General features: G+C 39.6%; 18 protein-coding genes. 2 read left to right on the forward strand and 16 right to left on the reverse strand.

Features of this window, described 5'->3' with window-relative positions:
* Positions 1–3: 3 nt before the first annotated feature.
* The 3 genes from guaB to recG all read right to left on the reverse strand — a co-directional run bounded on the left by guaB (position 4) and on the right by recG (position 3,893).
* Complete coding sequence (gene guaB, locus VCHSUH03_RS01830; RefSeq protein ID WP_105093864.1) at positions 4–1,458, reverse strand: IMP dehydrogenase; 1,455 nt, start codon at positions 1,456–1,458, stop codon at positions 4–6.
* A gap of 75 nt (positions 1,459–1,533) precedes the next feature.
* Positions 1,534–1,719 (reverse strand): 4-oxalocrotonate tautomerase, encoded by a 186-nt coding sequence (locus VCHSUH03_RS01835; RefSeq protein WP_060924254.1) that lies wholly within the window; start codon positions 1,717–1,719, stop codon positions 1,534–1,536.
* A 131-nt stretch (positions 1,720–1,850) separates the two neighbouring features.
* Positions 1,851–3,893, reverse strand: coding sequence for an ATP-dependent DNA helicase RecG (gene recG, locus VCHSUH03_RS01840; RefSeq protein ID WP_105093865.1), 2,043 nt, complete (start codon positions 3,891–3,893; stop codon positions 1,851–1,853).
* 223 nt (positions 3,894–4,116) lie between these two features.
* Between recG and rpmB the strand changes: the two genes are divergently transcribed.
* Positions 4,117–4,305 (forward strand): 50S ribosomal protein L28, encoded by a 189-nt coding sequence (rpmB, locus tag VCHSUH03_RS01845; RefSeq protein ID WP_005386334.1) that lies wholly within the window; start codon positions 4,117–4,119, stop codon positions 4,303–4,305.
* A 105-nt stretch (positions 4,306–4,410) separates the two neighbouring features.
* Here the strand turns inward: rpmB and VCHSUH03_RS01850 are convergent, their stop codons facing one another.
* From VCHSUH03_RS01850 to tyrS, 6 genes are all read right to left on the reverse strand, one after another.
* On the reverse strand, positions 4,411–5,400 hold the full coding sequence (locus VCHSUH03_RS01850; RefSeq protein ID WP_105093866.1) for a deoxyguanosinetriphosphate triphosphohydrolase: 990 nt from the start codon (positions 5,398–5,400) through the stop codon (positions 4,411–4,413).
* On the reverse strand, positions 5,397–6,218 hold the full coding sequence (locus VCHSUH03_RS01855) for a pyruvate, water dikinase regulatory protein (protein ID WP_105093867.1): 822 nt from the start codon (positions 6,216–6,218) through the stop codon (positions 5,397–5,399). The genes VCHSUH03_RS01850 and VCHSUH03_RS01855 overlap by 4 nt, the downstream gene beginning before the upstream one ends.
* A 10-nt stretch (positions 6,219–6,228) precedes the next feature.
* On the reverse strand, positions 6,229–6,858 hold the full coding sequence (locus VCHSUH03_RS01860) for a helix-turn-helix transcriptional regulator (protein ID WP_174683254.1): 630 nt from the start codon (positions 6,856–6,858) through the stop codon (positions 6,229–6,231).
* Positions 6,859–6,956: 98 nt separating this feature from the next.
* Positions 6,957–9,338: a phosphoenolpyruvate synthase gene (gene ppsA / locus VCHSUH03_RS01865; protein ID WP_105093868.1), complete on the reverse strand. Its 2,382-nt coding sequence runs from the start codon at positions 9,336–9,338 to the stop codon at positions 6,957–6,959.
* A 76-nt stretch (positions 9,339–9,414) separates the two neighbouring features.
* Positions 9,415–10,056, reverse strand: a complete 642-nt coding sequence (locus VCHSUH03_RS01870; protein ID WP_105093869.1) for an NUDIX hydrolase — start codon at positions 10,054–10,056, stop codon at positions 9,415–9,417.
* A 241-nt stretch (positions 10,057–10,297) separates the two neighbouring features.
* Positions 10,298–11,506, reverse strand: a complete 1,209-nt coding sequence (tyrS, locus tag VCHSUH03_RS01875; RefSeq protein WP_105093870.1) for a tyrosine--tRNA ligase — start codon at positions 11,504–11,506, stop codon at positions 10,298–10,300.
* A 162-nt stretch (positions 11,507–11,668) separates the two neighbouring features.
* Here tyrS and VCHSUH03_RS01880 point away from each other — a divergent pair, with 162 nt between their 5' ends.
* The gene (locus tag VCHSUH03_RS01880; RefSeq protein WP_105093871.1) at positions 11,669–13,759 is read left to right on the forward strand and encodes a transglycosylase domain-containing protein; all 2,091 of its coding nucleotides are present in this window, start codon (positions 11,669–11,671) and stop codon (positions 13,757–13,759) included.
* A gap of 171 nt (positions 13,760–13,930) precedes the next feature.
* Here VCHSUH03_RS01880 and VCHSUH03_RS01885 read toward each other — a convergent pair whose 3' ends face one another.
* From VCHSUH03_RS01885 to VCHSUH03_RS01915, 7 genes are all read right to left on the reverse strand, one after another.
* Entirely contained in the window at positions 13,931–16,309 is a 2,379-nt protein-coding gene (locus VCHSUH03_RS01885; RefSeq protein ID WP_105093942.1) for an endonuclease MutS2, read from the reverse strand.
* A gap of 13 nt (positions 16,310–16,322) precedes the next feature.
* Entirely contained in the window at positions 16,323–18,746 is a 2,424-nt protein-coding gene (locus VCHSUH03_RS01890; protein ID WP_105093872.1) for a U32 family peptidase, read from the reverse strand.
* An 88-nt stretch (positions 18,747–18,834) separates the two neighbouring features.
* Complete coding sequence (pheT, locus tag VCHSUH03_RS01895) at positions 18,835–21,279, reverse strand: phenylalanine--tRNA ligase subunit beta (protein ID WP_105093873.1); 2,445 nt, start codon at positions 21,277–21,279, stop codon at positions 18,835–18,837.
* A gap of 9 nt (positions 21,280–21,288) precedes the next feature.
* A complete protein-coding gene (pheS, locus tag VCHSUH03_RS01900; RefSeq protein ID WP_005386321.1) occupies positions 21,289–22,311 on the reverse strand; it encodes a phenylalanine--tRNA ligase subunit alpha in 1,023 nt (340 codons plus the stop codon).
* A 36-nt stretch (positions 22,312–22,347) separates the two neighbouring features.
* Positions 22,348–22,812, reverse strand: a complete 465-nt coding sequence (locus tag VCHSUH03_RS01905; RefSeq protein WP_060924243.1) for a PaaI family thioesterase — start codon at positions 22,810–22,812, stop codon at positions 22,348–22,350.
* 225 nt (positions 22,813–23,037) lie between these two features.
* The gene (locus VCHSUH03_RS01910; RefSeq protein ID WP_105093874.1) at positions 23,038–24,249 is read right to left on the reverse strand and encodes an ABC transporter permease; all 1,212 of its coding nucleotides are present in this window, start codon (positions 24,247–24,249) and stop codon (positions 23,038–23,040) included.
* Positions 24,242–24,964 carry an ABC transporter ATP-binding protein gene (locus VCHSUH03_RS01915; RefSeq protein ID WP_105093875.1) on the reverse strand — a complete coding sequence of 241 codons (723 nt, stop codon included), beginning with the start codon at positions 24,962–24,964 and terminating at the stop codon, positions 24,242–24,244. The genes VCHSUH03_RS01910 and VCHSUH03_RS01915 overlap by 8 nt, the downstream gene beginning before the upstream one ends.
* Positions 24,965–24,971: the final 7 nt, after the last annotated feature.

A 24,971-nucleotide genomic window follows, 5' to 3' on the forward strand; every position in this document is an offset into this window, starting at 1 on the left:
TTATCAACCACTATAATTTGGTGCTTCAACGGTAATGCTTACATCATGCGGATGACTTTCTTTTAAACCAGCCGCTGTAATTTGAATGAATTGAGTATTTTCAATCATTTCTTGGATGTTATGACATCCGCAATACCCCATACTTGCACGCAAACCACCAACCATTTGGAAAATTGTATCAGCCAACATACCTTTATAAGGCACGCGACCTTCAATACCTTCAGGAACTAATTTCTTAGCTTCTGTTTGGAAATAACGATCTTTACTACCAAGTTTCATAGCTCCTAAGCTACCCATGCCACGGTATACTTTATAGGAACGACCTTGGTAAATCACTGTTTCTCCTGGACTTTCATCAGTACCAGCTAAAATATTCCCCATCATGACTACATTAGCACCAGCAGCAATAGCCTTAGCAATATCGCCAGAATATTTAATACCCCCATCAGCGATGATAGGAATGCCATAGCGACGACCTACTTGAGCAGACTCGTAAACAGCAGTAATTTGAGGTACCCCAATACCTGCAATAACGCGAGTTGTACAAATAGAACCAGGTCCAATACCAACCTTAACAGCATCAGCACCAGCTTCAATAAGAGCCTCTGTACCAGCTGCAGTAGCAACATTGCCTGCAATAACAGGAATATGAGGATAAGCTTGTTTAATTTCTTTCAATGTACGTAGTACGCCTGCAGAATGCCCATGTGCTGTATCTACAATGATTACATCAGCCTTTGCAGATACAAGTGCATCAAGACGGTCATATAAATCTTTAGACACACCAACAGCAGCACCAACTAATAGGCGGCCACTACCATCTTTAGCTGAATTTGGATATTTTGTCGCTTTTTCAATATCTTTTATAGTAATTAATCCTTTTAAGTTTCCATCATCATCTACAAGAGGTAATTTTTCAATGCGATGTTCACTTAAAATTGCTTTCGCCTCTTCAAGAGATGTACCTTCTGGTGCAGTAACAAGGGAATCCTTTGTCATGCATTCTCCGATTTGGCGAGTTAAATCAGTTTCAAAACGCATATCGCGATTTGTAATGATCCCTACTAGTTTACCATGTTCTGTGATAGGTACACCAGAAATTTTATATTTTTCCATAATTTCTGCTGCATCAGATAGTAAATTTTGAGGGCTTAAGAAAATAGGATCGACGATAACACCATGTTCAGAGCGTTTTACCTTATCAACTTCATGGGCTTGTTCTTCAATAGACATATTTTTATGGATAACACCAAGGCCACCTTCACGAGCCATAGCAATAGCCATACGGGATTCAGTAACTGTATCCATCCCAGAACTAATCATAGGGATATTCAATGTAATGTCACGAGTTAGTTGAGTTTTTAACTCTACTTGATGTGGTAGTACATCAGAAGCCGCTGGTACTAACAAAACATCATCAAAAGTTAGTCCACGCATACCGAATTTATCGTCTCTCATATTTAATTCCTTTCCGTATAATAAAACAAAACTACGACCCGCCTAGTCCATCTGGACTAGGCGGTCAGTCGTAGCTTAGCGTTCAGACCGCAAAATGCCGCCTTCCATATAATCATCTTTTTTCATATCTACGAAGATAATCTTTACTGCGTCAGCAGGTACATTAACGATATCAACCGCAGCTTTAGTGATAGCTTCACCTAATTGTTTTTTTTGTTCTTTTGTGCGCCCTTCAACGAGCTCTACATGAATAAGTGGCATATTGACCTCCATAGATGAAAATGAAATAAATTTGTTTGTTCTATTATACGGTATGAGGAACAGATACACAAGGGAAAAACCCAGATAAAATCTAATATTATCGCTACTTATGTACTTATTATTCCTACCTCTTAATTATACAATATTCTAAGAAATTTTTCACCAAATCTTTTTTCTAATTCTTCTTTCATTACAGATTCAAGTTTTTCCATTCCATATTGACTTGCAAACTCTAGTACATCCTTGCGAGCCTGTACCAATATTTCAATATCTTTAATAATATTAGCAACCCGTAAATCAGGTAATCCTGATTGAGCTAAGCCAAATAATTGACCAGAACCACGAAGCAGTAAATCTTGCTCTGCTAGTTCAAAGCCATCCTGTGTGTGTTCCATCAATTTTAATCGCTCTTGGCTCACATCATTTTTAGAATCACTCACAAGAATGCAATAAGATTGATGAGATCCACGACCTACACGGCCACGTAACTGATGCAATTGAGATAGGCCAAAACGTTCTGCCCCTTCAATACACATAATGGTCGCATTTGGCACATTAACACCAACCTCGATAACGGTAGTGGAAACGAGCAATGAAATCTCACCCCTATGGAAGGCATTCATCACTTCATCCTTTTCACTTGGTTTCATGCGCCCGTGTACAAGACCAACTTCATAGGCCTTGTAAAAGTACTCTTTTAACTCCAGATATAATTCCTCAGCAGCTTGCAAGTCTAATTTCTCAGATTCTTCAACAAGTGGGCATACTACATAAACTTGACGACCTTCTGCCATCTCCTTGCCAAAGAATGTTCTTAATCGTTCCTTATACGAACTATCTACAACATAGGTTTTGACAGGTTTGCGTCCCGGTGGCATTTCTTTGATTAAGGATACTGCTAAATCACCATACACAGATAATGTCATGGTTCGTGGAATTGGTGTAGCCGTCATGATGAGCACATGAGGATATGTCCCCTTTTGTTGCAATCGTGCCCGCTGCTCCACACCAAAGCGATGTTGTTCATCAATGATAACAAGGCCTAAATTATGGAAGTTTACGCCCTCTTGAATAAGCGCATGAGTACCGATGATCATATTAATTGATCCATCTGCTAAACCTTCATAGATACGTTCTTTTTCTTTTCTTGTAGTGGATCCCGTTAATAATTCAATGGTAATACCTAAATTACAGCACACCTCTGTTATACCTTCATAGTGTTGGGCAGCCAATATCTCAGTAGGAGCCATCAATGCCCCTTGGTACCCATTCTCGATGGCTTTCAACAAACTCAAGGTAGCTACAACCGTTTTACCGGAACCTACATCACCTTGCAATAATCGTTGCATAGGCCGTTCATCTTCCATATCGATACGAATGTCCTCTAATGCACGCTGTTGATCACCTGTTAAGGAGAACGGTAAATTTTCTATACACTGAGCCATTAAGTCTCCATTGGGACCCATCTTAGGACCTTTATGACATTGTTCTTTATTTCGTAACAATGCCAATCCAGATTGCATAACAAATAACTCCTCATAAGCTAGTTGATGACGCGCCTCTTCATATCGCTCTGAAGACTCTGGGAAATGCATCATTTTAAATGCATCATAACGAGTCATATATTGATGTACTTCACGAACTTTAGCAGGCAAAATCTCTGGCAACTCATGATTAGCTGCAAACCAATTACGTACCGATGAGCGCACCACAAATTGAGATACCCCATCTGCAAGAGCATAAATGGGAACGATACCACGATCAGGTTCTCCACCGTCTCCCAAATTTTCTATTTGGGGTGTATTCATTTGCATAGACCCATATTGGAACTCTGCTTTACCATACGCATATAGACGCTGACCCTTTTTGTAAAAGTTCTTCTTATACCCTTGGTTAAATAGCACAATCTTTAAAGGACCTGTACCATCTTCAATGACTACTTCTAAAATAGACAATCGAGGGCGAGGACGTTTTTCTTGTACAGCAATAACATTCCCAACCACACCACCAGTCATGCCAGACTTTAATTCACCAATTCTATAAATCGTACGGCGGTCTTCGTAGCTTCTAGGAAAATATGTCAACAACGATGTTACATTCGTAACCCCTAGCTTATGTAATTGTTTCTCTCGACCAGGACCAATCCCCTTTATGGTCGTCAATCGTTCATCCATAGAAACTCCTTTAAATATACGATAAACACATGAGATATATCCAATTTCTGTATATCCTTGTGTAAAAGCCCACTCATATCATAGAATATGATATATAGTATACCTTATATTGTAGTATATTTCATAAAAAGAGCAATATGTACGATAAAAACACTTGCTTTACGCTACTCTTTATGATAATATACTTTTGTTATGTTATAGATTAAGCTTGGAGGTGGAAACTATGGCAAACCTTTGCGAAGTATGTGGCAAATCCACATCTAGCGGTATGAACGTGAGTCACTCTCACATTCGCACAAGAAAAACTTGGAAACCGAACATTCAAAGAGTACGGGCGGTTGTAGACGGTGCTACTAAAAAAGTAAACGTATGCACTCGCTGCCTTCGTTCTAATAAAATTACACGCGCGTAAAATAAAAAGTACATGTACTCTTTGGGGTTCTAGAGCCCCAAAAAAAGCAGTTAGTTCATTTGAACTAACTGCTTTTTTTGTTATCTATGTACCTATTACTAAAAGTTACAAGGTAATATTTGGAATGTAATACTGTTTAAATAGCTTTATGGCATATTGATCTGTTAAGCCGGCTACATAATCTACTACATCACGGGTAGAATAAAACTCTCTTGTACTTTCACAACCCTCCATATCGTCAGGATGTTCCATAAAGTGAGTAAATAAGTTTTTCACCACATGAGATGCCTTATTTCGATCTGGAATTAAAGCCGGCGCCAAATAAACATTTTTAAACATAAATTGACGGAATAGATTCATAGTCATCTCTATATCACTAGACATAGAAATAACAGGTTTATCTAAAGACTCTCGCACCATATCTTCAACCATGGCGGTGATCATACTAGAAGGAGTCATTCCAAAGTGTTCACGCACTTCAAAAGGTAATTCCTCAGCGGTCAACATACCAGCGCGCTGTGCATCATCAAAATCATGACACAAATAGGCAATGCGGTCTACGATACGAATAATTTGACCTTCCAAAGTGACAGGGATATGTGCCCCTGTATGACCTACGATGCCATCACGTACAGCAGTGGTTAAATTAAGACCTTGATGGTCGCCATGCTTTTCTAAAACCTCAACCATACGCAAGCTTTGTTCATTATGATTAAAGTGACCAACCATATCACGCAACGCATATTCACCGACGTGACCAAATGGGGTATGTCCCACATCATGCCCCATAGCGATAGCTTCTACTAAATCTTCATTTAGTCGCAACGCACGAGCCACTGTACGACCTATTTGTCCTACCTCAAGGGTATGGGTCATACGCGTACGATAATGGTCACCTGGCGCAATATAAACTTGTGTCTTATGCTTTAACCGTCTAAAACATTTACTGTGAATAATGCGGTCCCGATCACGTTGAAAGGCAGTTCTAAGTGAATCGGGGGCTTCCTCTAAATCACGGATGGCATCACGGCTTTTCGCTGCATAAGGAGAGAGGAGTAAAGCCTCCCTCTCCTCTATTTGTTCCCGTATATTCATTTACCCTCCGATGCACGGTTTTTATCGATCAATTGCATAACTAGAGATGCTGTTTCTTCGATGGATTTATTAGAAACATCTAGCACTTGGCAATGTAAACGACGCATAATAGCTTTTGCATATTCTAATTCAGATTGAATACGCTCAATAGATGCGTAGTTTGCTTCGTCTTCAAGACCGATAGCGCGTAACCGTTCACTACGAATATTATTTAATTTGAATGGGTCAATAATAAGGCCCACGATTTTTTTTGCTGGAATTTTAAATAATTCCTCTGGTAATGGTACCTCAGGTACTAATGGCAAATTGGCAGCTTTAATCTTTTTGTACGCCAAGAACATAGATAATGGCGTCTTACTTGTTCTAGATACACCAATAATAACTACATCAGCCTTTTCAAAGCCCGATGGATTTTTACCATCGTCATATTTTACGGCAAATTCAATGGCTTCTACCTTTTTGAAGTATTCTTGGTCAAGCTTATGAACCATACCAGCTGTCATACGAGGCTTTGTGGATGCAACAGTACCTACAGCATTGAGAACTGGGCCCATAATATCTACAGCAGGAATATTGTATTCCGCCACTTTTTCATGAAGATATTTGCGCAAAGACTCAGATACAATGGTATGACAAATAACATGATTACCGCGTTTTGCATCTGCTATAATTTCATCAATTTGGCTTTCACTATCAATATAAGGAATACGAACAATTTCAATTTGTTCCTTATCATATTGACTCGCCGTAGCTCTTGCTACAGCCTCTGCAGTCTCCCCAAGGGAGTCCGATATTGCATAAATAATTTTTTCTGCCATTCTATCAACCTCAATGTATGCTACATTCTAAAAATACTTTCGCTACCGTCGTTTTAGATACACGGCCTACAACCTTTAGACGTTTCTTGTTTTCCACATCCTCGCGAACGACGACAGGTAAACAATCCACTTCATAATCTATCATTTTCTGTGCAGCCTCTACTAATGTATCGGTAGGCTCCACTGTTATAACCTTACTTACAGGGGTCATAATCATAGATATAGGCATTGTGTGCGAATCTGTTTGCCCCATAGAGGCACGCAACAAGTCCTTACGAGATACTACACCTACTAAATAGGAATCATCACACACTAGAATAGTCCCTACATCTTCAGTAAATATAGTAACAATCGTATCATACAAACTTGTATCCCCGTTGACCACGACGGCTTGAGATAATACATCACTTACCAGAAATGATTTTAATCGCTCCGCCGTTTGTGTTTCTTTTGAAAGTCCCACATAGTAGTAACCTACATTCGGACGCGCATCCAAAACACCTAGCATAGTTAACACCGACAAATCTGAACGCAATGCAGATCTAGTAACCTCTAAATGTTCAGCAATAGCACTGCCCGTTACAGGCCCTTCTTCACGAACGATTTGAGCAATTTGTTCTTGTCGTTTCGACAGTTTCACACGGTAACCCCCTTTCATCTCTGTTTGTATTATATCCTAAGTTACCATTCAGAAAAAGAGGAGACCAACGGGCCTCCTCTTTCAATACCACTATATGATTACCAAGTTAAGTCATCAGTTTCTTGACGACCACGACCAGTCATAGCATCGAGCATAATTCGTTGTTCGATTTGAGCCACCATTTTCTTAGTGTTCACAACCGCATCTGGGTTAACAGAAATGGAATCGATACCACTCTTCACGAGGAATTCGCAAAGTTCAGGATACACGCTTGGCGCTTGGCCACAGATGGATACAGTTTTACCATCTTTGTGAGCCACTTCGATGAGATGGCGAATTGCTCTACGAACTGCTAGATTCCGTTCATCATAGATATGTTGAACTGTTTCGTTATCACGGTCACAGCCAAGAACGAGCATAGTCAAATCGTTAGAACCAATGGAATAACCATCTACATATTTATTGAATTGATCAGCTAAGATAATATTGGATGGAATCTCAGCCATGAGCCATACTTTGAAGTCTTTACCGCGTACAAGACCTTCTTGAGCCATTAAATTAGTTACTAATTCAGCTTCCTCTACAGTACGGCAGAATGGAATCATAACTTGTAAGTTTTTGAAACCAAATTCGTTACGTACTTTTTTGATTGCTTCTAATTCTAATTTGAAAGCAGGTGTATATTTTGGATCATAGTAACGAGCTGCACCACGCCAGCCAAGTAATGCACTGGATTCATGTGGTTCATATTTGTCACCACCGTTGAGATCACGGTATTCGCTAGATTTGAAGTCGCTCAAACGAACTACTACTTGGCGAGGAGCCAATGCTTGACAAACTTTACGCATACCTTCTGCCAATGTATTAACTGCAAAGTCACTGCGACCAGTTTCAATAAGGTGTAATGGGTGTTCGTGAATGAAAGTAGTCCAAATGAACTCTTCACGCATTAGACCAATACCATCACATGGTAATACACCATGTTTTTCAGCTAAATCAGGATTGCCTAAATTCATGTAAATTTTAGTGCCTGTTACAGGAACATATTCAGTTGCAACACTTGCAGTAGCTTGTACTTCTGGCTTTTTAACGATATCTTCTAATACACCATCGTATACGATACCATTTGTAGCATCAACAGTAATCATTTGACCATCTTTAATGGATGTTGTTGCTTCATGGCTACGGCTCTTAGTACCTACGATACAAGGAATACCAAGCTCACGGCTAACGATGGACGCATGACAAGTCATACCGCCAGCATCAGTAACAATAGCTTTTGCCTTTTTCATTGCTGGTACCCAGTCAGGAGCTGTCATAGCAGTGACAAGGATTTCCCCTTCTTTGAATTCATCAATATCCTCAGGATTGATGATAACATGAGCTTTACCGGCTGCATTACCAGGGGAAGCTGGCAAACCTTTTACAATAATTTCACGATTACCTGCATCTAATGTACTAGGTTTTTCAGTTGTTTTTGGCTTTTCTTTACGGGACCAAACTGTTTCTGGGCGAGCTTGTAAAATCCAAATTTTACCGTCTCGTTCATCTACACCCCACTCCATATCCATGTAGCAACCATAATGTTTTTCGATTGCTTTTGCGTATTTAGCAAGCTCCAAAACTTGAGCATCTGTAATAACTTGTTGTTTAGCTTCATCTGCTGGAACAACTTCTTCAACACAGTCCCCGTCAGCTTTACGAACTAAGCGGATATGTTTGTCATTAATCATGCGATCAGTAATTTCCATTTTGGCTTTATCTACATGGAAATTATCTGGTGTAACTGTACCTTGTACAACGTACTCACCTAGGCCCCAAGAACCTTCGATAAGGATGTTGTTATCGTTACCTGTTACAAGGTCAACAGTGAACATTACGCCAGCCGCTTTAGAGAATACCATCATTTGAACGGCAGCACTCAATGCTACTGTCATATGATCGAAACCTTGTTTTACACGGTAGTATGTTGCACGATCTGTGAAAGTAGATGCATAACATTCTTTTACTTTCTCGATGATAACATCAGCACCACGTACATTTAAATATGTATCTTGTTGGCCAGCAAAGCTTGCATCTGGCAAGTCTTCTGCGGTTGCACTAGAACGAACTGCTACGAATGGGTTTTCTTCGTTTACTTTTTTACCAAGTTCTTCATAAGCATGACGGATAGCATCTGCCAACTCTTTTGGCATTACTTCTTCGCAAATCATGCGGCGAATTTTAGCACATACTTCACGCAATAATGCAGAATTTTCTACATCATCTAACGCATCAAGTTCAGCGCGGATTTTATCTTCCAAACCTGTTGCTTTCATAAACTCACGATAACCATGAGCAGTTGTAGCAAAACCGTAAGGTACAGGTACATTAGTGGAGGATGTCAATTCCCCTAAGGAAGAAGATTTACCACCAACTAAATTAACATCTTCACGTTGTAATTCATCAAACCAAAGTACGTATGCTGTTTCGCGATTCATGTGAGAACCTCCTAGTCAATTAGTGCAACACATTAAACCTTTTACACATAAATAGTATACCTTAATTTAAAATCTGTCAATTTATATGAGGGTTATTATGCAAATAAATCTCCCTATATATATCTAAAAAGTTTTTCAGCACTCGCCCCGTTAGTCCCCATATGGTGTATTGTTCATAGGGATAGAAATAGACGGAGTAGTTTTGTCTAATTTTCCAGTCAATGTTGTAGCCTTCTAATAAATGGAATGGAAAGTCCTTTAACGGTCTTGTAGCTATATCTAGATGACCTACAGTTGGCTCCATGTCTAATAGATATTGTAATGGAACGGTGAATACCTCTCCTACTTCATCAGGATTTGGTTTTAAATCACTTGTATGTAAACGTACGGCTACAGCATATAATTTGACACCTATCGCAGATACGAGACAGTCTAAATTACCAAGTAATTCAATTTGATCTAAATCTATGCCCAATTCTTCAGAGCACTCACGCATGGCAGCATGGGCACTGCTTTTATCATTAGGTTCACAGTGGCCACCAGGAAAGCTAATTTCACCAGGCTGACGGCGTAGCTTATTACTGCGTACAGTAAATACTACGTGATCTTCCCCATCGATTTCTAGTAATGGTACTGCTACGGCCGCAGTTATAACATCAATGTCGGTAAGAACAGTATGTTCTCGTTTTTCTAGGAAATTAGATAGTTTCTTGTCCATATATAGTCCTCTTACTTTATAGTAAAATTTATACAATATCCATATAAATCTTTTATGTATCAAATTAGTATTTTATATTTATCTTTTATATTTATCTTTTATATTCATCTTTTATATTCATTATACATTAACTTGTACCTAAATTTTGGAGTTACTATTAATAGATACAATAGAGGAAAATCTTATAAAGAAAATGGACAAAAAAACTGTGATGAGGTTTCTACCCCATCACAGTTTTATATTAGTTAAATTTAATTTTTATAAATTTACGCTTACCTACTTGAACGATCATGCCCTCTTCAAGGGTAAGGTTTTCTTCTGTATATTTTTCTCCATTTACTTTAAAAGCACCAGCTTTAATGGAGCGACGTGCTTCACCATTAGAGGCAGTCAAACCAGCATCTGTACAGAATTGTGGTACAAAGATTGGTTCTGTTGGCGCATCCATAGCGTATTCAGGAATATCTGTAGGTAATGCGCGTTGTTGGAATACACGTTTGAATTCTTCTTCTGCCTCAAGAGCAGCCTCTTCACCATGGTACAAACGAACAATGGTACGAGCTAATTGCATTTTAGCGTCACGTGGATGTAATTCACCACTTTCAAGACGTTTTTCCATGTCCTCTTGTTCTTCAATTGGCATATCTGTAACGAGCATGAAGTAGCGCATCATCAATTCATCAGGAATAGACATTGCTTTACCGTACATTTCTTTAGGTTCTTCGTCGATACCGATGTAATTGCCTAAAGATTTACTCATTTTTTGAACACCGTCAAGGCCTTCAAGCAATGGCATTGTGATAACAACTTGAGGTTCTTGACCTTCTAATTCTTGTAAATGACGGCCCATTAACAAGTTAAAAGTTTGGTCTGTACCACCAAATTCAACATCAGCATGTAATGCTACAGAATCTTGACCTTGCATCAATGGATACATAAACTCATGAACACCAATAGCACGACCTTCTTTAAAGCGTTTATTGAAATCATCACGTTCCATCATACGCGCTACAGTGTAAGAACTTGCCAAACGTAGAACATCAGCAAAATTCATGGATTCAAGCCATTCACTGTTGTCGCGAACGATAGTTTTTTCAGGATCCAACACTTTGAAGATTTGTGTTTTATAAGTTTCAGCATTTTTCAATACTTCTTCTTTTGTAAGTGGTGGACGAGTTGCGCTTTTACCAGTAGGATCACCAATACGTGCAGTGAAACCACCGATAACAATCACTACTTGATGACCAAATTCTTGGAACAAACGTAATTTACGAAGTGGTACAGTATGACCCAAATGAATATCTGGCGCTGTTGGGTCCAAACCTAGTTTTACAACTAACGGTTTATTTTCCTTAATGGATTTTTCTATTTTCTTTACAAGATCTTGTTCATTAATTAAATCTGCTACGCCGTGTTTAATTTGGCGTACTTGTTCTTGAGCACTAACCATGATAATCCTCCTCGAAATACTATTGTTTTAGTATACCATTATCTAAAAACTTTCACAATTATATATATAGTATTGGTTTTAAGCCTTTTATGATATAATATTTATAACTGCGTAATAGAATTTACGTTATATTTACTAACAAAAGAAAAAAGAGGTGACTCTATGAGTAATAACTCAAATGCGAGAAGCAGCCGCCGTTCTAACGGTAGCGGCTCTACACCGAAGAAAACAAGTCCAAAGCGTCTATTTTGGATTTGTGCCCTTCTCCTTATACTCATCGTAGCCGGAGGTGGCTGTGGTTTTATCAGTGCCACACTGTCTAACCTACCAGATGTATCCAATGTACGTCCTTCCGCATCGTCTCAAATTTACGATGTGCACGGTAATCTCATCACAACGGTTCATTCCACAGAGAATCGATTACCAGTACCTTTAAAAGATGTACCAAAGGATTTACAAAATGCCTTTGTTGCTACTGAGGACTCTCGCTTCTACTCCCATCACGGTATCGACCCAGTTGGTATCTTACGTGCTGTATGGGTTAACCTTGTTCATAGTGGCGTATCTGAAGGTGGTTCTACTATCACTCAACAGTTAGCGCGTAATGCATTCTTGTCTCAAGACAGAACATTTAAACGTAAAATTTCTGAAGCATTACTAGCACTAAAAATTGAACAACACTACACTAAGGATGAAATCCTAGAAATGTACATGAACCAAATTTACTTTGGTCAAGGTGCATACGGTGTACAATCTGCAGCTCATGTGTACTTTGGTAAGGATGCTAGCCAATTAACGCTTGCTCAAGCAGCGCTCATTGCGGGCTTACCACAAAGTCCTAACTACTACTCTCCATTCAATGATTTGGAAGCTAGTAAAAAACGTCAAGCCGTTGTATTAGGCCAAATGGTTAAATACGGATACATTACACAAGAGCAAGCTGATGAAGCGCGTCAAGCAGATTTAGGCTTAGTGGCAAAACAAGAACAAACGCATGAAAAATCTAATGCGTCTTACTTCATTAACTATGTTATTGCACAAGTTTCTGAAAAATATGGTGACGATGCAATCTATAAAGATGGTTTAAAAATTTATACTACTCTCGATATGGATGCACAAAATGCAGCTGTAGCAGCAATGCAAAACTTGCCTAACTACTACACAGATAGCAATGGTTTACATCAACCACAAGGTGCTATCGTAGCTATGAACCCTCATAATGGTTACATTATGGCTATGGTTGGTGGCCGTGGTGATGATGCATTTAACCGTGCTACACAAGCAGAACGTCAACCAGGTTCCGCTATGAAACCATTTGTATATTTGGCAGCTATTCAATCTGGTAAAACTCCTGGTTCTATCGTAGATGATAGCCCTGTTACATTTGGTAACTGGAGCCCTAAAAACTATGAAAATGACTTCGTAGGTAGCATTACATACCGCTATGCATTACAACATTCTCGTAACGTAGCTGCCGTAAAAATTGCTGATGAAGTAGGCATGTCTAAGATTATTAAACTTGCTAAAGAAATGGGTATCTCTACTCTAACTGATCAAGATAATAACTTGTCTACTGCACTTGGTGGTTTAACTCATGGTGTAACACCTCTTGAAATGGTTCAAGCTTATGGTGTACTCGCTAATGGTGGTATCAAAGTTCAACCTACGGCAATCGTTAAAATTGTAGACCGCAATGGTCAAGTTGTGGAAGAAAACTCCATCCAAGAAAAACGTGTTGTAGATGAAAAAGATGCAGCTATCATTACAAATATGCTAGAATCCGTTATAAATGGCGGTACTGGTGGTAATGCCGCAATCGGTCGTCCTGCAGCAGGCAAAACTGGTACAACAGATGATTCCAAGGATGCTTGGTTCGTTGGTTACACGCCTGATTTAGTAGCTGCCGTTTGGATTGGTGATGACTATGGCTCGGAAACATTACGAGGCATGACCGGTGGTGACACACCTGCTATTATGTGGGGCCAATTCATGGCAAATGCGCTTGCCAATACCCCTGCTTCTGACTTCTCCGTTCCTGCTAGCGCTCAATCAGCTGTTTCTGAAGGTTATTATAATCCTGTAAAAGCACAGCCGAAAAAAGAAGCTGCTAAGGACGAAAAAGCAGACAAAAAAGACGATAAAGACAAATCGAAAGATGAAGCTGTAAAAGATGACAGTGGCTCAAAAGATGATGCAACTGAACAGAAATCTAATTCATCCAAAAGTAAAAAGTCTAGTAAAAAAGATCGTTAATCTCATACGCTAAAGGAGCGGAACAAGTGTTCCGCTCCTTTCTTTTACGTAAAAAAAGTAGTAAGTTCAAAGAACTTACTACCTTTTTTATTGCTTTATAACTATATAATCATCCGCAGCATACAGATATGCAATGATCAATTAGAGATCTATTAGAGAAAGTATACACTTTTATTTCAGAACTACATTGGTAGCCCCTGCACCACCTTCGTCATAGCCTGCTGTTTCAAAATGAGCCACATGCGGTAAGGTGCGCAAATATTGATGTACACCTTCTCGTAATGCACCAGTCCCCTTACCGTGAATAATGCGCACTTGATTAACACCACCAAGTAAAGCTTGATCAATAAATCTACCAACAGAAACTGTCGCTTCATCTACCGTTTGTCCAAGAATATTAATTTCAGTACGAACCTCTTTTTGGCGTTGTACGGCAGAGCCACCCATACGTTTTCTAGTTTTAGGCATAGCCGCTTTTTGTTCACGTTCTAGTTTATTGCCCTCTTCACGTGTGGTAGATTGCAATTCATTAACCTTAACTGTTGCAGTTAAGCCATTAATATCTACATTTACACGATTGCCATTGATAGCTAATACGGTACCTAATGAACGTAAAGATGTAACATATACTGCTTGGCCTACCTTAATAGCATCTGCCGTCAAGGACTTACGATCATCATCTACTGGGGCTTCTGGTACATGTACATTAGAAATGCCCTTACGTGCAGCATTAATAGCAGATTGACGCTTATCCTTATTTGTTTCGGAGAATTGCGATTTCAATTGCTTGATAATCGCTTCCCCTTCGACGCGTAAACTACGTTTCATAGCTTCTGCATCTGCTTGAGCCTTGGCTAAGATTTGTTTACGTTTTTCATTAAACTGTTTCTTTTCCTTCTCTAATTGGCCGCGCATGCGACGTGTTTCATCAAGCTCTTTCTTTAAGGCTCTTTCACGTTCAGATGCCTTACGAAGTTGCTCATTCAAATCTGAAAGAACTTCTTCCATTTCATGGCTACCAAATTGAGATTTATACTCTGCCGCGCGCGTTACGATATCTTTTGGTAAACCTAAGCGGGCCGCAATACTCAATGCATGGCTACTACCTGCTACACCAATATGAAGTCGATACGTTGGCTTTAAGGTGCGCTCATCAAATTCTACATGGCCGTTTTCGATTCCTTCTGTATGGTATGCATAGTTTTTAAGCTCATTATAATGGGTACTTACCATCATAAGAGAACCTTTTTTACGGAAGAACTCAAGGATAGATACAGCAAGTGCACTACCTTCCTCTGGATCTGTACCAGAACCAAGCTCATCCAGCAATACCAAGTCATTTGGGCCACAATGTTTAATAATGGAAATAACTTGTGTCATATGAGCAGAGAACGTACTAAGGCTAGCCTCAATACTTTGTTCATCCCCAATATCGGCAAAGATATTTTGGAATATAGGCAACATTGAGCCGTGGTCTGCAGGAATAAATAGACCACATTGGTTCATTAAACTCAATAACCCTAATGTTTTAAGGGATACTGTTTTACCGCCTGTATTAGACCCAGTAATCAATAAAATACGGTACGATGTACCTAATTGAATATTTGTAGGTACTACCACATTCGGTGGGATTAATGGGTGCCGAGCTCTCATGAGATTGACAGTTCTGTCTGTGCTCAAGATGGCCGGTACACCCTTATAAGAAATAGCAAGGCTCGCCTTACCATATACAAATTCGATGTGGGATACCTTTTCACAAGCATCCATCAAATCATTACTATGTTGTTTTACAAGGGCTGATAATTCACGGTAAATACGCAATACCTCTTGCTCTTCACCAATCAAAGCCTCTTGTAATTCATTATTTAGATTCACCAAGCGCATCGGTTCAATATAGAGTGTTTGACCCGTTGCAGAACGGTCGTGAATAAGACCATCAAAATATTGGCGATATTCCTGTTTTACAGGGATTACATAGCGATTGTTACGCTGCGTAATGATTGTTTCTTGGAAATACTTCTGATTATCCTTGTCGTGTAAGATAGCTTGAATATCATTTTTAATCTTTTCACGAGTTTTAATAATCGTATTTCTTAGACTCGCCAACTTAGGAGATGCTGTATCAAGCAATTCCCCTTTTTCATCAAAAACGCGTTTAAAGCGATTTTCAATGCGATCTGTATTTGGCATATCCTGTACCCATAAGGATAGCAAAGGATATTCCATATATTTCGTTCTAAAGAACTTTGTCATGCGCTTATAAGCACCAATGGTTAAATAAATATCCCACAATGCTTCACGCGTAAGGACAAAGTCTTTACGACTCTTTTTACAGGATTCGCGAATATCTCGCGTACCGCCTAACGGTTGTTCTACCTCAGTTTGCAAAGACCGCATTGCCTCTGCCGTTTCATCAAGGTTCTCTTGAATAGCTTTTGCATCTGTCATAGGTTCGATGTGCATGGCTAATTCTTTAGCAATGGTAGAACTACAATGTTGTTGTAATTGTTCTTTTATATGGTGAAAGTCTAATACATCTTCGTTAAACAATGTACTACCTCTTTTATAAAATACCTCTAAAATAGTGGCCCCTTGTAATAGGTGTATCATCCTTGCCTACACTTTTAGGAGGAGCCTCTTTTGTTCCATTTTGAATGGATACATAATCTGCTACGATAATACGCAATCTCTTTGGATCCATATGACGTCCATCGATGCGCAAAATATGTAGCCCTTTTCGGTGTAACTCTGGCACATACGCGCGCATATCCATTTCATGACTATTCATGATGTGCATACGGCAATACGGATCCGTACGAAGTGGGAATACTTCCCCTTTACGGTCCTTCAATGCGTAATCTTCCTTTACACACGGCATAGGGCAATTTTCTTTTTTACCTGTCCCTACAAAGCTAGCGATGGCACAGTATTCAGAAATCATCATTTCCGTATAGCCATGAACCATAACCTCTAATGGCAAATTAGTAGATTTTTGTAAGCTTACGAGTTGCGTCAAGGTTAACTCTAAGGATGGCGCTATGCTACTCATATGTAAATCTTCCCATACTTGTAATGCAGAGCCATTAAATATGTTAAGACCTGTATCAGCTTCAATAGCACCTGTATACCCTAAGTCACGAAGCCACAATAAGGCTTGAGGGACGTGAATAGAAATGCTATCTGGTTTCGCCTCAACTATGGCCTTAAGGGTATTCATATACGCCTTTACTTCATCATCTTTCACAACCCGAGGGGTAGCAAATACACAAAGTACATTATGGTCTTTACAAAGCTTAGCTACCTGTTCGTAGATGCTAAGTTCATAAGGCTTACGTTGTAAACGGTCACCACCGAAGATAATCTTCTTAGCGCCCCCGTCAATAGCTGCTTTCACAGCCTCTAGTTCATCAACGCGAGCACTCACCATAGGCTCAGAATATTGAACCTTACCCTTAGCAACCATAGATGACATATCTTGAGGCTCTACAGCCAGCTCAGCCCAAGCAGTTTCATGATCTGTAATTAACAGAGTTTCTAAAGACTCCACTGCATCGCGACGCAATGCATTCAAAACACTAGCAGGCCACATATATGGACCTTTTGGAATAGACATAGAGGCTAGAGTAAACAATGTATTACCTAATCTACCCACTTGGTCTGTAACCTTCTCTAAACTAGTCGGTTTATTATTAGCATAAACTGGTTCAAACTCATTAGATACTGTCACAGTACGACCGTCGTTTAATACAAAGGTAAGATTTGTACATGGCTGTTCTCGGTCTGTATTAATAGATAGATAACCATGTACTTCTAATTTAGCACTAAAGTCTTGTAAGCCCCGTTGCTTTTGAGATTTTGGCGTAGATGCCAAGAATACTTGTCCTGCCGCAAAGCCTTCATCAGGTTTACCTACAAAATGTTTTTCATTTACTAAGGACCAATTCTGATCAATTTGGTAGTACGTAATACTACCAGAAGCTTGCATTACCTTTAAGAGTGAACCTTTTTCAATCGGTTCTGTTAGGTACAAATGAACTTGTCCCTTTTTGACCTCTGCTTTGCCGATCAATTTCCCTTGATTATTTGGAGCCACAACGGTCATCATGGATTTCCCTACATGGTCTGTTAAGTAATCAGTAGAGAACCCACGATTAAATCCTGATGCCAATGCATCGGCATCAGCAGCATCCATATGAGCTGTATCTAAAATATGGCGATACGTTCCAATAACTTGACGCACATAGGAAACCTTTTTCATGCGTCCTTCTACTTTAAAGGACGTAACACCGGCTGCAACGAGTTCATTCATATGCTCACTATAGTTAAGATCCTTTGGACTTAACAGATAGGCTTCATGTTTTGGCAACAAGCTAGTGCCAGATGAATCTAATAACTCATAAGGCAAGCGGCAAGGTTGTGCGCAGGCACCACGGTTACCACTGCGACCACCGATAAAGGAACTCATCAAGCATTGACCAGAATAGCACACACATAAGGCACCATGTACAAAGACTTCGATTTCAGCTGTACAGTTTTTACAAATATGTTCAATTTCAAGGAGGCTCAATTCACGAGCCAATACAACACGGGTAAAACCGAGGCTTTCATAAAAACGAACAGCATCTAATGTAGCAGCCGTCATCTGCGTACTGCCATGCAAGTGAAGTTTAGGAGCCACTCGTTGTGCCAATTTAGCAACTGCTAAATCTTGAACGATAATAGCATCCACACCGATGCGCTCTAAGTCCTTTAAATACGCCTCGAGATCCTTTAATTCGGAATCACCTATGAGGATATTTACGGTTACATATACGGACACATCTAAAATATGAGCCAAACGAATAGCCTCAGCCAGTTCTTCAATGCCAAAGTTTGCTGCATGAGCACGAGCATTAAAGCCTTTACCGCCAAGATAAATAGCATCAGCCCCAGATTCTAAAGCGGCTATAAAGTTTTCCATCGTACCGGCAGGAGCCAATAATTCCATGGATAATCCTTTCTACCTAACTAAAGGTATAACTATAGTACTAAAAGGGTTTACCATATGGTAAACCCTTTCAATATACTGCTTGAGATTAACGTAATCTGCAGTTAATTTCTGCTAATGCATCGATAATAGCTTGAATGTTACCATCAATATCTTCATCATTCAACGTGCCTTCCATAGAGCGGAATTGCAAGTTGTATGCAAGACTGCGGTAACCAGCTTCGATATGTTCACCTTCGTAAACGTCGAAGATAGATGCACTTTCTAAATATTCGCCACCATGCTCTTTAATGATAGATAAAATTTCACCACTAGATACGGACACAGGTGCCACAATAGCAAGGTCACGGCTAGTACCTGGGAATTTACTGAAAGATGTATAGCGGAATGGTGGAATCGTTAAGGATAATACTGCTTCCAAATCGATTTCAAACATGTATACTTTTCCTGGTAAATCAAAGTTTTTGCTCACTTGTGGATGTAATTCACCATATTGAGCAATCATTTTACCATCAACTACGTATTGAGCACTTACGCCTGGGTGGAAGTAAGGTTCAGTGCTACGATTAATTTCGTAGCCTGTAACGCCTAATTCAGCTAACAACGCATCTACAATGCCTTTTACATCATAGAAATCTGTAGTGCGTTCTGCTTGGTTCCAGCCAGCTTGGTTTGCCTTGCCCATCAAGATACCACAAGCCATAGGGCGTTCATGAGGTACCTCTGTCAAAGGCAATGCTTTTGGTTCATATACATTCGCTGTTTCAAACAACCAAAGATCCTTATTTTGTTGCGCAATATTGCGTTTCGCAGCTTCGATAACAGCCGGCACCAATGTAGTACGCATATAAGGGAATTCTTCGGAAATAGGATTCAAAATTGGAATGGCTGTATAACGGCTATCCCCTTCAGGAAGCATCATATTGGAAAGGCCATCTTTATGCATAAAGCTAAATGTAATGATTTGAGTCATACCCAATTTAGCTAACGTATGTGTTACCTCTTTCGTAAGAGCTTTCTTAGGCGTCATACCACCAGAGGACAATACGGCTACAGGAATTGTAGGAGCGATATTATCATAGTTATAAATACGAGCTACCTCTTCAGCGATATCAGGCATTACTGTTACGTCACCGCGCCATGTTGGAACGAGGGCAGATAATTGGTCCCCTTCTTCAGTTACAACGAATTCAAGAGCAGTCAAAATGCGAACCATTTCGTCTTTTTCAATGTTTGTACCCAAGTAATCGTTGATTTGTTTTGCTGTGAAAGTAACGGTATGTTGCTCTACAGGGTTCTTGTACACATCGATAACGCCTACGTCAACTTTACAGGATGGGCAAATTTGTTGCAACAACTGTGCTGCTCGGTCGATAGCATAGGCAGTGTATTTATGGTTTACGCCACGTTCAAAACGTCCAGATGCTTCAGAACGCATACCAAGCGCTTTTGCAGTACGGCGAATGGATGGTCCATTAAACACAGCAGCTTCAAGCATAACAGTAGTAGTTTCATTTGTTACTTCGCTATCAAAGCCACCCATGATACCAGCTACACCTACAGGGCGTTCTGCATCGGCAATAATAAGCATAGAATCATTTAATTCACGTTCAGAACCATCAAGTGTAACAAGAACTTCTCCATTTTTAGCACGTCTTGCCACTAGTTGATGCCCTTTTACATGGTCATAGTCATAGGCATGCATAGGTTGACCAAGTTCTAACATAACATAGTTTGTTACGTCTACTACATTATTAATAGGACGGATGCCGCTGTTACGCAAACGATTTTGCATCCACAATGGGGATGGTTCAACCTTTACATCTGTAACGATACGAGACATGAATCGCGTGCAAAGATCATCCGCTTCGATAGATACAGATGCTTTGCCTTCAATGGACTCACCATTTTCGTTAACCATGATAACAGGGAATAAAGTTTTTTGATTTGTCATCATGCCGAATTCACGGGATAAACCAACCATGGAGAAACAGTCCGCACGGTTTGCAGTCAATTCAAATTCATATACTATGTCGTTTAAGCCTAATACATCTTTTACATCAAGGCCGATTGGTGTGCCTTTAGGAAAGATATAAATACCTTGTGCTTCTTCTGGCAATACTAAATCGCTGGAGATACCAAATTCTGCAACAGAACAGAACATACCTTCAGATACCTCGCCGCGCAATTTACCTTTTTTAATTTCTGTTCCATCAGCTAAGCGAGATTTATGGTATGCTACAGGTACGATTTGACCTACCGCTACATTTGTTGCTGCTGTTACGATTTGTTTTGTAACAGGCTCACCTTCTTCAGTAAGGCATTCAACTTGACATACTTGTAATTTATCTGCATCTGGATGTTTTGTGATTTCTACGATTTTACCAGTATAAATTTTCTTAATGCCATTATCCATAGCAATGACATCTTCTACAGGAATCCCTGCTTGTGTTAATTCATCGGCCAATTCTTGAGCAGGACGATTCATATCCACAGGCACGTATTCGTTCATCCACTGTAAACTTGCTTTCATGAGTTCCTCCTAAAATTGTTCCAAGAATCGTACATCATCTTCAAAGAATAGACGTAAATCATTAATGCCATATAAAAGCATAGCAATACGTTCTACGCCCATACCAAAGGCAAAGCCTTTAACCTTTTCAGGATCGTACCCATTAATACGCAATACATCAGGATGAACCATACCGCATCCTAAGATTTCAAGCCAACCTGTATGAGAACATACACGGCAACCTTCACCACCACACATTACACAGGAAATATCTACTTCTGCAGATGGTTCTGTGAATGGGAAGAAGCTTGTACGGAAACGTACCTTTGTTTCATCCCCATACATATGACGCAAGAAGGACTCTAATGTGCCTTTCAAATCAGCAAATGTAATATGCTCATCGATGATGAGACCTTCCACTTGATGGAATACTGGGGAATGTGTTGCATCATAATCCCAACGATAAACCTTACCCGGCGCAATCATACGGATTGGGCTGTTAGGTTCATGACGTTGCATTGTACGAGCTTGTACTGGAGATGTATGGGTACGCAATAAGAAGTTTTCTGTAATATAGAAGGAATCTTGCATATCACGTGCAGGATGGTCTTTAGGCAAGTTTAAGCATTCGAAGTTAAAGTAATCCTGTTCAATTTCTGGCCCCTCTTCAACGGTATACCCCATTTTCATGAAGAAGTCCTCAATCATTTCATTAACCTTAGTTAATGGATGGATATGACCAGCTTTTTGTGCACGACCAGGCAATGTAATATCGATGCGTTCTTGTTCTAAACGAGCGTTTAACTCTGCCGTTTCCATACGAACTTTAACCGTATCAATTTCGGCTTCTAATGCTTCACGAACAGCATTAACGAGGGCGCCAGCCTTCGGGCGTTCTTCTGGAGATAATTTACCAAGACCTTTTAGTAATGCCGTTACCTCACCTTTTTTACCTAAATATTTAACGCGTATATCTTGCAGTGATTGTATATCTGTCAACCCTTTAATCGCATCAAGAGCTTCAGCCTTAATCCGTTGTAATTCTTCTTTCATTAAAGCATCCTCCTATATTTAAAAGTCTAAACTATATTATACCAAATCAGGGTTGTCTTCTTCAATAAAACGCCATGGTAATTCAGGTAATGACTTCTCTTCTAGTACAAAAAATGTACCACGTGCTAAATGAACTAGTTCACCTAATTCATTATAGATACGTGCTGTCGCAACCATGGTTGTTTTACCACTGTGCTCTACATTAGCTACACCACGCAATACGGTACCACCCTTAACAGCTTTCACATAGTTACCATTAAGATCAATAGTGCTAACAGATTTGCCCAATGTGAAACAAGCGGTCCCCATTACACTATCTGCTAAACCAATACAAACGGCACCATGTAAATCCCCTCGGAAATTACAATACTCTGTATCATTTGTTTGTAAGGTCATTTCTGCATGACCTGGTTCAACTGCTGTAATTTCAGAATCTTTTACCCAAGAAAATGGATTCTGATTTCGTAATTCGTTGAAATATTCTAACAATGTTGTAGCCATAAGTTTCTCCATTCAATATACTTACCCGTAGATTAGGTAATCTACATACCCCGTTTATTACAAATTGCTTGTATGAAAGTTTCATAAGTATATAGCACAAATTACATACAAGCATATAAAAATGGTGCGTTACATCATACATATTGTATCATGCAACGCACCATATGCGAATAACTCTATCTATTTATTAGTATGTTCTTAAAAATACAAACTTACAGTTTAAGACTATTCATAATGTAATGCATCAATTGGATTAAGTTTTGCCGCCTTGCGAGCTGGATAAATACCAAAGATCAAACCTATTGCCATAGAAAAGGCAAAAGACATTACAATAGTTGGTACAGATATAACCGTACTCATACCCGAAGCCATGCCAATCAGCTTAGATGAGCCTATGCCGAGTATAATCCCTATAATGCCCCCCATCAGACTGATAACAACAGCTTCGATAAGGAACTGTGTAACGATAACACTGTAAGTTGCGCCTAAAGCTTTACGTACCCCAATCTCTCGAGTACGTTCAGTTACGGATACGAGCATAATATTCATAATGCCAATACCACCAACAACGAGCGAGATAGCAGCTACAGCGCCAAGGAATAATGTTAACGTTCCTGTAGTTTCCTCCATAGTTTCCATGATGGAGTTCATGTTCTGAATATTGAAATCATCTAGATTAGTATCCTTGATCCCATGACGTACGCGCAATAGGTTTTCAATATCGGATTGTAATCGATCGATACCGTTTTCATCCTTACCTACTACGTAGATCATTCGAAGATAATCAACACCTTCTACCCGTTCCATGGCTGTAGTATACGGGATAATAACCATATCATCTTGGTCATTACCCATAGCACCACTGCCCTTACTATTAAGAACACCAATGATACGGAATGGAATATTTTTGACACGAATTTCAGCACCTACTGGATCTTCATCACCAAATAGATTCTTAACAACTGTTTTACCTACGACTGCAACGCGTTCACGATTCTGTACATTCTTTTCAGATAAGAAGCGACCGGATTTCATAGACCAATTGTTTACATCTAAATAGTTATAACTAACACCAGATACAGAAGTGGTCCAATTCTTATTTTGATAAATTACTACATACGAACCATTTGTCATCGGACTGGCAGCTTTTACACCATCTAGTTTTGCAATCGCTTCGTAATCAGAAACCTTTAAAGACTTCATAGAACCTGCAGAAGGTCGAACCCCTGGTGTGCGCGGTGCACCAGGCATAACCATCAATAAATTAGAACCTAGGCTAGAGATGGAGTTTTGGATATCTTGCTTTACACCATTACCAATAGATACTAAGGCAATTACGGCAGCTACACCAATGATGATGCCTAACATGGTTAAAATGGAACGCATTTTATTAGCAATGAGGGATGCCCATGCCATTAAGAAACTCTCTTTATACATGTGGCACCTCCTGTACAGACGTCATATTGAGATTTTGAGAATCCTCTACAATCAAACCATCACGCAATACTACATTACGACTTGCATAGGTTGCAATTTCAGGTTCATGAGTAACGAGGATAATTGTACGCCCTTCATCATAGAGACCTCTAAAGATATTCATAACATCAATAGTCGACTTGGAGTCAAGGTTGCCTGTCGGTTCATCGGCCATGATGATAGCAGGATTATTCGCTAACGCGCGAGCTATGGCTACACGTTGACGCTGACCACCAGATAACTCAGATGGCAAGTGATCCATACGATCCCCAAGGCCAACAGAGGATAACAATGCAGCGGCACGTTCATTACGTGACTTTTTATCCATCCCTGCATAAATCATAGGGAGCGCCACATTCTCTAAAGCTGTCAATTTTGTTAATAAGTTAAAACTTTGGAATACAAAGCCTATTTGTTTGTTTCGTACAAAGGCCAATTCATCGTCGGATAAGGTTGCAACCTCATCGCCATTTAGGCGGTATGAACCTGTTGTTGGTCTATCTAAACAACCAAGTATGTTCATAAAGGTAGATTTACCAGAACCAGATGGACCCATAATAGACACAAATTCGCCTTTGTTGACCTGTAAATCGATGCCATGCAGAACAGGCACCGATAATTTACCATTTACATAGGTCTTCGTAATCCCTTGTATATCGATTACTGCTTGATTCATATTCACC

The organism is Veillonella infantium (genome assembly GCF_002959895.1).
GTDB classification, from domain to species: domain Bacteria; phylum Bacillota; class Negativicutes; order Veillonellales; family Veillonellaceae; genus Veillonella; species Veillonella infantium.

What these genes read in the sequence shown, in the direction of transcription:
- pheT (WP_105093873.1), bottom strand. Translation starts at nt 21,279, where the DNA reads ATGAAAGCAAGTTTACAGTGGATGAACGAATACGTGCCTGTGGATATG.
- guaB (WP_105093864.1), bottom strand. Translation starts at nt 1,458, where the DNA reads ATGAGAGACGATAAATTCGGTATGCGTGGACTAACTTTTGATGATGTT.
- tyrS (WP_105093870.1), bottom strand. Translation starts at nt 11,506, where the DNA reads ATGGTTAGTGCTCAAGAACAAGTACGCCAAATTAAACACGGCGTAGCA.
- recG (WP_105093865.1), bottom strand. Translation starts at nt 3,893, where the DNA reads ATGGATGAACGATTGACGACCATAAAGGGGATTGGTCCTGGTCGAGAG.
- VCHSUH03_RS01890 (WP_105093872.1), bottom strand. Translation starts at nt 18,746, where the DNA reads ATGGAATTATTGGCTCCTGCCGGTACGATGGAAAACTTTATAGCCGCT.
- VCHSUH03_RS01880 (WP_105093871.1), top strand. Translation starts at nt 11,669, where the DNA reads ATGAGTAATAACTCAAATGCGAGAAGCAGCCGCCGTTCTAACGGTAGC.
- rpmB (WP_005386334.1), top strand. Translation starts at nt 4,117, where the DNA reads ATGGCAAACCTTTGCGAAGTATGTGGCAAATCCACATCTAGCGGTATG.
- VCHSUH03_RS01855 (WP_105093867.1), bottom strand. Translation starts at nt 6,218, where the DNA reads ATGGCAGAAAAAATTATTTATGCAATATCGGACTCCCTTGGGGAGACT.
- VCHSUH03_RS01870 (WP_105093869.1), bottom strand. Translation starts at nt 10,056, where the DNA reads ATGGACAAGAAACTATCTAATTTCCTAGAAAAACGAGAACATACTGTT.
- VCHSUH03_RS01850 (WP_105093866.1), bottom strand. Translation starts at nt 5,400, where the DNA reads ATGAATATACGGGAACAAATAGAGGAGAGGGAGGCTTTACTCCTCTCT.
- ppsA (WP_105093868.1), bottom strand. Translation starts at nt 9,338, where the DNA reads ATGAATCGCGAAACAGCATACGTACTTTGGTTTGATGAATTACAACGT.
- VCHSUH03_RS01835 (WP_060924254.1), bottom strand. Translation starts at nt 1,719, where the DNA reads ATGCCACTTATTCATGTAGAGCTCGTTGAAGGGCGCACAAAAGAACAA.
- pheS (WP_005386321.1), bottom strand. Translation starts at nt 22,311, where the DNA reads ATGAAAGAAGAATTACAACGGATTAAGGCTGAAGCTCTTGATGCGATT.
- VCHSUH03_RS01915 (WP_105093875.1), bottom strand. Translation starts at nt 24,964, where the DNA reads ATGAATCAAGCAGTAATCGATATACAAGGGATTACGAAGACCTATGTA.
- VCHSUH03_RS01905 (WP_060924243.1), bottom strand. Translation starts at nt 22,812, where the DNA reads ATGGCTACAACATTGTTAGAATATTTCAACGAATTACGAAATCAGAAT.
- VCHSUH03_RS01910 (WP_105093874.1), bottom strand. Translation starts at nt 24,249, where the DNA reads ATGTATAAAGAGAGTTTCTTAATGGCATGGGCATCCCTCATTGCTAAT.